This window comes from Streptomyces sp. NPDC127190 (genome assembly GCF_042672505.1).
In the GTDB taxonomy this organism is placed as follows: Bacteria; Actinomycetota; Actinomycetes; order Streptomycetales; family Streptomycetaceae; genus Streptomyces.
Genome location: NZ_JBHXVE010000002.1, coordinates 405,392 through 413,191 on the forward strand (window position 1 = coordinate 405,392; position 7,800 = coordinate 413,191).

At 73.6% G+C, this 7,800-nt stretch carries 5 protein-coding genes and 2 pseudogenes; 4 read left to right on the top strand and 3 right to left on the bottom strand.

Annotated features, from left to right (window positions below):
• Nucleotides 1-22 precede the first annotated feature (22 nt).
• Together ACFVIU_RS05075 and ACFVIU_RS05080 are read right to left on the bottom strand one after the other, a co-directional pair.
• Nucleotides 23-1,324 carry a GAF domain-containing protein gene (locus ACFVIU_RS05075; RefSeq protein ID WP_385840692.1) on the bottom strand — a complete coding sequence of 434 codons (1,302 nt, stop codon included), beginning with the start codon at nt 1,322-1,324 and terminating at the stop codon, nt 23-25.
• Between the two features lie 346 nt (nt 1,325-1,670).
• A complete protein-coding gene (locus ACFVIU_RS05080) occupies nt 1,671-3,305 on the bottom strand; it encodes an acyl-CoA dehydrogenase family protein (RefSeq protein WP_385840693.1) in 1,635 nt (544 codons plus the stop codon).
• A gap of 235 nt (nt 3,306-3,540) precedes the next feature.
• Here ACFVIU_RS05080 and ACFVIU_RS05085 point away from each other — a divergent pair, with 235 nt between their 5' ends.
• Nucleotides 3,541-4,791 (top strand): YihY/virulence factor BrkB family protein, encoded by a 1,251-nt coding sequence (locus ACFVIU_RS05085; RefSeq protein ID WP_385840695.1) that lies wholly within the window; start codon nt 3,541-3,543, stop codon nt 4,789-4,791.
• Between the two features lie 362 nt (nt 4,792-5,153).
• Nucleotides 5,154-5,771: pseudogene (locus tag ACFVIU_RS05090) on the top strand (VC0807 family protein); the annotation flags it as partial.
• A gap of 120 nt (nt 5,772-5,891) precedes the next feature.
• Here the strand turns inward: ACFVIU_RS05090 and ACFVIU_RS05095 are convergent.
• Nucleotides 5,892-6,383, bottom strand: a pseudogene (locus ACFVIU_RS05095) (VOC family protein); the annotation flags it as partial.
• 172 nt (nt 6,384-6,555) lie between these two features.
• Between ACFVIU_RS05095 and ACFVIU_RS05100 the strand changes: the two are divergent.
• Both ACFVIU_RS05100 and ACFVIU_RS05105 read left to right on the top strand, forming a co-directional pair.
• Nucleotides 6,556-7,419 carry an oxaloacetate decarboxylase gene (locus ACFVIU_RS05100; RefSeq protein ID WP_385840697.1) on the top strand — a complete coding sequence of 288 codons (864 nt, stop codon included), beginning with the start codon at nt 6,556-6,558 and terminating at the stop codon, nt 7,417-7,419.
• On the top strand, nt 7,416-7,676 hold the full coding sequence (locus ACFVIU_RS05105) for a hypothetical protein (protein ID WP_385840698.1): 261 nt from the start codon (nt 7,416-7,418) through the stop codon (nt 7,674-7,676). The genes ACFVIU_RS05100 and ACFVIU_RS05105 overlap by 4 nt, the downstream gene beginning before the upstream one ends.
• The last annotated feature ends 124 nt before the right edge of the window (nt 7,677-7,800 follow it).

Consider the following 7,800-nt stretch of genomic DNA (forward strand, 5'->3'; position numbering starts at 1 on the left):
CGTAGACACCGGGCGGACGGACTCAGGGGGCCTCGGGGCTGCGGGCGGGCTCGGCGGGCCTCAGGGCCGTGCGGCGCCGCGCCACCGCCGGCGCCGTCGAGCGGGGCAGCAGGTCACGCGGGTCGGCCGGGAGCACCACCTCGACCTCCGCGGTCTCGCAGAATCGATACGGCCGATGGCACAGCAGTTCCCCGAGATACCGCCGGATCCGCGACATCTCGGCCCGTACCGTCACCGTGCGGGCGGGATCCCCGAACAGGTCCTCGGCGAGCGCCGCGGCGCCCCGCCCGGCCCGGTGCTCGGCGAGCAGGAACAGCAACTCCGCGTGCCGCGGGCTCAGTTCCCGCGACCAGGAACCCGCCGTGGCGGAGACCGTCAGCGCACAGCGGTCCGGCCGGGCGAGGTCCACCACGATCCGGGTGGCCGAGGCTCCGCGCGGCTCCTCCTCCGCCCGCAGCAACCAGCCCCCGGCCAGCGGCTCCACCGCGCACGAGCCGAGCCCGGGCAGCCACCGGCGCCCCGGCGCCGGCGACTTGGGCAGCGTCACCCGCCGGACGTACGGCATGCCCGTCACCGCCGCCGCCCAGCCGTCCCGGTCCACCACCAGCGCCCGCCCGTCCAGCCGGGCCAGGACCGGCGCCGCCACCGCCCGCAGCCGCTCCAGCGAGGCCAGATGCAACTCCCGCAGCCGCGCCTCGGCCAGCTTGGCCACCGTGTCCACCCAGGCGAGCGTCGCCGGATGCATGGTCTCCAGCGGGCCGCTGACATCCACCACCCCGAGCAGCCGGCCGTCCCTGGGATCGCTGATCGGGGCACCCGTACAGGTCCAGGAGAGCTGCGAACGGACGAAGTGCTCACCGGCGAAGACCTGGACCGGCTGCCGTACGACCGCCGGGGTGCCCACCCCGTTGGTGCCGACGACGTCTTCCCGCCAGTCCGCGCCGAGTTCGAAACCCAGGCCGTCGGCCTTGCGCAGCACCGGAGCGGCCCCCTCCCGCCACAGCACCCGGCCCTCGGCGTCCGCGACCACCATGATGTGCTGGGCCACGTCGACGACCGAAAGCAGTCCCTCCCGCAGCACCGGCAGCACATGGCGCAGCGGTGACTCCGCCCGCCGGCGCAGCACCTCGTCCGAGGGCAGCAGCCCGGACCGGCAGTCGCGATCGGGGTCGACGCCGCGCCGCAGCATCCGCCCCCAGGACTGCTCGATCACCGGCCGCGGCGCGATCCGTGCACGTCGACCGGCGAGCGTCGCCTCGCGCACCTCGCACAGCACCCGCGCCGCCTGCGCCGCGTCCACGGCGGCCAGACGCGCCACGTTCATCGGCGGGTTCACCACAGGGGTCCTCCCGGAAAGGGCATCGAACACATTTGTCAAGCCGTCCGGGCGGCGGTTTCCGGTCCGGCTGTGCCTCACATACTGCCGTCAGGGGCAGGCCGGAGGCACAGACTCCGCGCATGTGCGCCAACAAGTTGCAACCCCCTGCAACCCTGGTGAACCGTACGGGATCGGCCGAGACTTGACCCTGAGCGGGGGTGGTGCCGTGTCGGCGCAGCACCACCCCCGCCGGGAGTCCGGCCGCCGCACGGCGGCAGCGCCCCGCGCGCGCCGCCGGCGTGCGCCGGAGCACCCGGGCCGGCCGGGCGGCTCCCCGTGGCCCCCGGCCGGATCAGACCGGCCGTGCCCGCTCCACCACCGAGGCCAGGTCCAGGCCTGCCGGCAACGTGCCGAAGGACGCCCCGTGGTCGCCGCCCAGGCGTGACGCGCAGAACGCGTCGGCGACCTCCGGCGGGGCGTGCCGGACCAGCAGCGAGCCCTGGAGGACCACCGCCAGCCGCTCCACCAGACGGCGGGCGCGGCCCTCGATGCCGTCCAGGTCGGCGAGTTCGGTGAACAGGTCCTTCACCGCCCGGTCCAGACGGTGGTCGGCACCATGGGCCCGGCCGATCTCGGTGAGGCACGCGTCCAGCGCACCCGGCTCCCGTTGCAGCGCCCGCAGCACGTCCAGCGCCTGGACGTTCCCCGCGCCCTCCCAGACCGAGTTCAGTGGCGACTCCCGTACCAGCCGGGGCAGGCCGGAGTCCTCGACGTAGCCGTTGCCGCCCAGGCACTCGGCGGCCTCGACCGCCACCGGCGCACAGCGCTTGGTGATCCAGTACTTGGCGGCCGGCACCGCCAGCCGCAGAAAGGCGCGCTCCTGCTCGCCGCCGTCGTCGTACGCCGCCGCCAGCCGCAGCGCGAGCGCGGTCGCCGCCTCCGACTCCAGCGCGAGATCTGCGAGGACGTTGCGCATCAGCGGCTTGTCGGCCAGCCGCCCGCCGAACGCCTCCCGGTAGGTGCAGTGGTGGATCGCCTGCGCCACCGCCTGCCGCATCAGGCCCGCCGAACCGAGCGCGCAGTCCAGCCGGGTCGCCGCGACCATCCCGATGATGGTGCGCACCCCGCGCCCCTCCTCGCCCACCCGGCGCGCCCACGTGCCGTCGAACTCGATCTCGGCGGAGGCGTTGGACCGGTTGCCGAGCTTGTCCTTCAGCCGCTGGATCCGGAAGACGTTCCGGGTGCCGTCGGGGAGGACCCGGGGCACCAGGAAGCAGGTCAGGCCGTCCGGGGCCTGCGCCAGCACCAGGAAGGCGTCGGACATCGGCGCCGAGCAGAACCACTTGTGCCCGGTGAGGGTGTAGGTACCGGCCTCGGCGAGCGGGCGGGCCTCGGTGGTGTTCGCCCGTACGTCGCTGCCGCCCTGTTTCTCCGTCATGCCCATGCCCATCAGGGCGCCGGCCTTCCGGTCGGCGGGCCGCAGCTCCCGGTCGTAGATCGTGGAGGACAGCCGGGGCTCCCAGACGGCGGCCAGCTCGGGATCGGTGCGCAGCGCGGGCACGGCCGCGTGGGTCATCGACAGCGGACAGCAGTTGCCCGCCTCGACCTGCGTCCAGATCAGGAATCCGGCCGCCCGCCGCACATGCCCCGCCGGCCGGCTCCAGGCGCCCGTGAGGCCCGCCGAGACGCCCTTGCCGAGCAGCCGGTGCCAGGCCGGGTGGAACTCGACCTCGTCGATCCGGTGGCCGTACCGGTCATGGGTGGCCAGCCGGGGCGGGTTCTCGTTCGCCTGTGCCCCCCACTCCTGCACCTGCGCCGATCCCGAGGCGCGGCCCAGCGCGGACAGCTCCGCGCGCACCTCGTCCAGCACGGCGGGATCGGTGTGCCGCTCGACCGCCTCGGAAAGGGCCCGGTCGGCGGTGAAGAGGTCGTACCCGACCAGCGGCGGCGGCTGGTTCGTCACGGTGTGGGTGGAGGTGCCTGCCATGACTGCGAACCTACCCGGGACGGTACCGATGATGACCTAGGGCCGCTTGATGACGGCTCATGACGGCTTATGGCGGCCTGGTGACCGTCTGGTACCGGCCTGCCGTCGGCTTCCAGAGTGGCACAGCGCCGCGGGCGGGGGGGGGGGGGGGCGCCGCCCCCCCCCCCCCCCCGCGGATCCCGTCCACCTGCCCCGCAAGGTGAGCCGGGCGCGTCGCTGCGGATACCTTTGGGTCGTGCAGCCAGCAAGTGACACCCCCCAGCGACCGCCCGGGCGGCTCCACCGGGCCAGAGCCCTGTACCGGAACGTATCCAAGCGCAGGACCGCCTGGCTGCTGCTGAAGGACACCGTCAACTCCTGCATGGAGTACCGCATCCTGGGCCTGGCGGCCGAGGCCGCGTTCTTCACGCTGCTGTCGGTGCCGCCGCTGCTGCTCTGCCTCATCGGGCTGCTCGCGTACGTCGACACCTGGACCGGCGCCCACACCATCCGCAGTCTCGAGACCAACATCCTCGAGGCCTCGCGGACGGTCCTGTCGGACAAGGGCGTCAAGGAGATCACCCAGCCGATCCTGCACGACGTGATGAGGGGCGGCCGGCCCGACGTCATCTCCATCGGCTTCCTCTTCGCCCTGTGGTCCGGCTCCCGCGCGGTCAACGTCTTCATCGACACCATCACGGTCATGTACGGCCTCGACGGCGTCCGGGGCATCGTCAAGACCCGGATCATGGCCTTCCTGCTGTTCATCGTGGCGCTGCTGATCGGCTCGGTCGCGCTGCCGCTGATGGTGGCCGGGCCGGACGCGGTGGTGCGGGTGGTGCCCTGGTCGGCGACGGTGGTCCAGGTCCTGTACTGGCCGGTGGTCATCGTCCTGTCCATCGTCTTCCTGACCACGCTGTACCACGTGTCCGTGCCGGTCCGCTCACCGTGGATCGAGGACGTCCCCGGTGCCCTCGTCGCTCTCGCCATGTGGGTCCTCGGCAGCTTCCTGCTGCGGATCTACCTCACGAACACCATCGAGGGCGCCACCATCTACGGCTCCCTCGCCGCGTCCGTCGCCGTCCTGCTGTGGATCGGCGTAGCCGCCTTCGCCGTGCTGGTCGGAGCGGCCGTCAACGCCGCCATCGACCGGGTGTGGCCGGCCGCCGCCACGGCCACCGCCCGCGCGGCCAACGAGCGGATGCGCGAGGCCCAGGTCGCCGAGTACGTCGCCCGCGCCGCGGCGGCCCGGGAGAGCGACTCCGACGATCCCGACGACCCGGACGACCCCGACATGCCGTCGGAGTTCCCCGAGCGCTGGTCCCGCTTCCTGCCGCCGGAGGACGTGACGTCCCGCCTGCGCACGCATGTGAAGAGCCAGCACGTCCACAAGGGGCATGTGGGCAACGGGGTGAACGGGGTGAACGGCGTGAACGGCGTGAACGGGGTGAACGGAGGCAACGGGGGGAACGGGGGGAACGGGGATACGGCGGGCCCGCAGAGGTAGGTCCGACTCCTGGCCCGACCCGTGGTCCGACTTCTGGTCCCCGGGGAGCGCTCCACCGTGGGGTGGAGTGCCGGACGGAGATCGCGGACCTTGGCCTCCACCTGTTTTCCACCCGGCTCTCCACCCCTGCTCCGATCCGCCGGACCCCGCCCCGCGCCTAGCGTTTTCCCAGGCCGGCACCGCCCGGCAGGGAATCCGCTGCGGAGCGAGGAGGACCCATGGCGCACCCCACGGGCAGCAGGACGGACGACAGGACAGGCCGCGTTGCGGACAGCACGACGGGCCGCACGCTGGACACCACGACGGGCCGTGCTCCGGACAGGACGGCGGGCCGTCCACCGGACAGCACGGCGGATGTGGCGATGGGGCACGCGCCGGATGACGCGGCGCGGTCACACCGGCCGCGTGCGCGGGGGAAACCGGGCGGGGCGGCCCGCGGCCCCCTGCTCTCGCTCGCGGTCGACATCCTGCTGCCGCTCCTCGTCTACTACGCGGCCCGGTCCCTCGGCGCCGGCCAGGCACCGGCGCTGCTGCTGAGCGGCGCGCCTCCGGCTCTGCGCCTGCTGTCCGGTGCGGTGCGCCGGCGCCGGGTGGACGGCGTGGACCTGTTCTTCACCGTGCTGCTGGCTGCCGCCGCGCTGGCGTCCCTGCTGGGCGGGGGCACCCGGCTCCTCCTGTGCAAGGACGCGGCGCTGTCCCTGGTGGTGGGCGCCTGGGTCCTCGGCACCGGACTCACCCGGCGACCGCTGGCCTTCCAGCTGGGACAGAGACTGCACCGGGAACCGGCGGCCCTGGCGCGGGCAGGGTTCTGGCAGGACTCCGCGGAGTTCCGCCGGGGGCTGCGGGTCCTCACCCTGCTGTGGGGCACCGAGCAACTGCTCGACGGCGGCCTCGGCACGCTCGCCGCCCTCACCCTGCCCACCGACACGGTGCCGCTGCTCGTCCGGGCCCAGTCCCTGCTGCTGCTCGCCCTGACGGCACTGGCCAGCTTCGCCTACGCCCGCCGCTTCCGTACCCGCCACGGCATTCAGCTCTTCGGTGTCCCCTCCGGCGCGGCGGACCGACGTCAGCACAGGTCGAAGGGCGGCCGGGCCCCGGGGTCAGCGGAAGGTGACCGGTCCGTTGGGTGTGTCCAGGGTGAAGGAGAGTCCGGCCGGGCCCGGGGTGAGCGACAGTCCGGTGCCGAGGGCCGCGAGCGGGCCGTGCACCTCCTCCGGGGCGGGCAGGGTGGCCGTGACCTCCAACGGCGGGGTGACCGGCAGGCCGGAGGCAGCGGGATGACGGGAGCCGCCCCAGTCGATGAGGAACGGCACCAGACCCGACGGGTGGCCCGCGGCGCCGTCGGTGAGCCGCCGGCGCAGCACGGTGCCGTCCGGGGTGCGGCGGCTCATCGGCCGGGCGGGGCCGGGGTCGTAGCCGCGCGCGCGGGCCGCTTCGATCGCCGCGTCGAGGTCCGGCGGGCTGATGGCCCAGGTGAGCGTGCGCGGCCCGGTCAGCCGGTCGACACCGAACGGCCGGGGTGCGGGCTGGTCCGGGTCCGGGCCGAGGATCTCCAGACAGCTGCGGCCCCGGAGCCCGACCAGATGGTCGCGCAGCTCGCCGAGTGACGTTTCTGCGGTGAAAGCGTTCCACCATTCAGGTGAGTAAAGCTTGTCTCAGTAGAAGGTCACATGAGTATCTAGAGATGCTCTTGGCTTGGTAAAGGGCGTCGAGACGCGGCGGGGCCCCCGCTCCGCGTCACCCACCCACAAAAGGAGCCGGACCTTGACTTACGGGAAGAAGCTGCGCGACCGGATCGCCGGGCCCGGGACCACCCCGCTGATCGGCGTGTACGACATGTACTCGGCGTCGATCGCGGCCAAGCACTACGACGGCATGTTCGTCTCGGGCTTCGGTTTCGCCGCCTCGTACTACGGCCTGCCGGACATCGGATTCATCGCCTGGCCCGACATGGTGGCCTTCGTCCAGCGGCTGCGGGGCGCGTTCCCGCACCACCACCTGCTGGTCGACATCGACGACGGGTACGTCGACCCGGAGGTCGCCTGTCATGTCGTCGAGGGGCTGGAGCGCATCGGTGCGTCCGGCGTGATCCTCGAGGACCAGAAGCGGCCGCGCCGCTGCGGTCACGCCGACGGCAAGCAGGTGCTGCCGCTCGAGGAGTACCTGGAGAAGCTGCATCAGGTGCTGGAGACCCGCCGTGATCTCGTCGTGGTCGCCCGTACCGACGCCACCGACGAGCGGGACATCCTGCACCGCGCGGAGCGGCTGGCCGCCACCGACGCGGACGTCGTCCTGGTCGACGGTGTGCGCAGCGTCGAGTGGATCAAGCGCATCCGTGAGGTGGTCGGCAGCAAGCCGCTGCTGTTCAACCAGATCGCCGGCGGCAAGTCGCCCCGGCTGTCCCTGGGCGAGCTGTCCGAACTCGGCGTCGACGTCGCGATCTACAGCACCCCGTGCCTGTTCGCCGCGCACCAGGCGATGGACTCCGCGCTCTCGTCCCTCAAGGAGGCCGACGGGCGGCTGCCGGAGGTCGACCCGGCGAGCGGGGTCGGCGTGCGGGCGTCCACCAGCCTGCTGGAGCGCAACATCGCCCGCGAGCGGCTCATCCCCGAGGGTGTGGGCGTGTGACCGGCGCCCTGCCCCGGCTCGGGGTGGCGACCGCCGTGGCCGCCGCGCTCCTCGGCGCCGGCGCCGGTCCCGTGGCCGCATCCGACAGTCTGATCACCGTGATCGACAACTCGCACGCCGACTCCTGGCTGGAAGTGGACCGTGCGGCCAACGTCCAGACCGGCAGCGGCACCGCGGGCAGCGACCACGACGGCAGCGCCGTGGACGTGGTCGAGGCCATCGTCGGGGCCGCGCACCGGCACGGCGTCGCGGACTGACCCGGCCCACCGGCCCCACTCGCGGACAACGGCGGGGGGGGGCCCCCCCCACCGGGGGGGCCCCCCCCCCCCCGCCCGCGCCCCCCGGGGGGGGCGGGGCGAGCCCACCCCCGGGGAGGGCGGC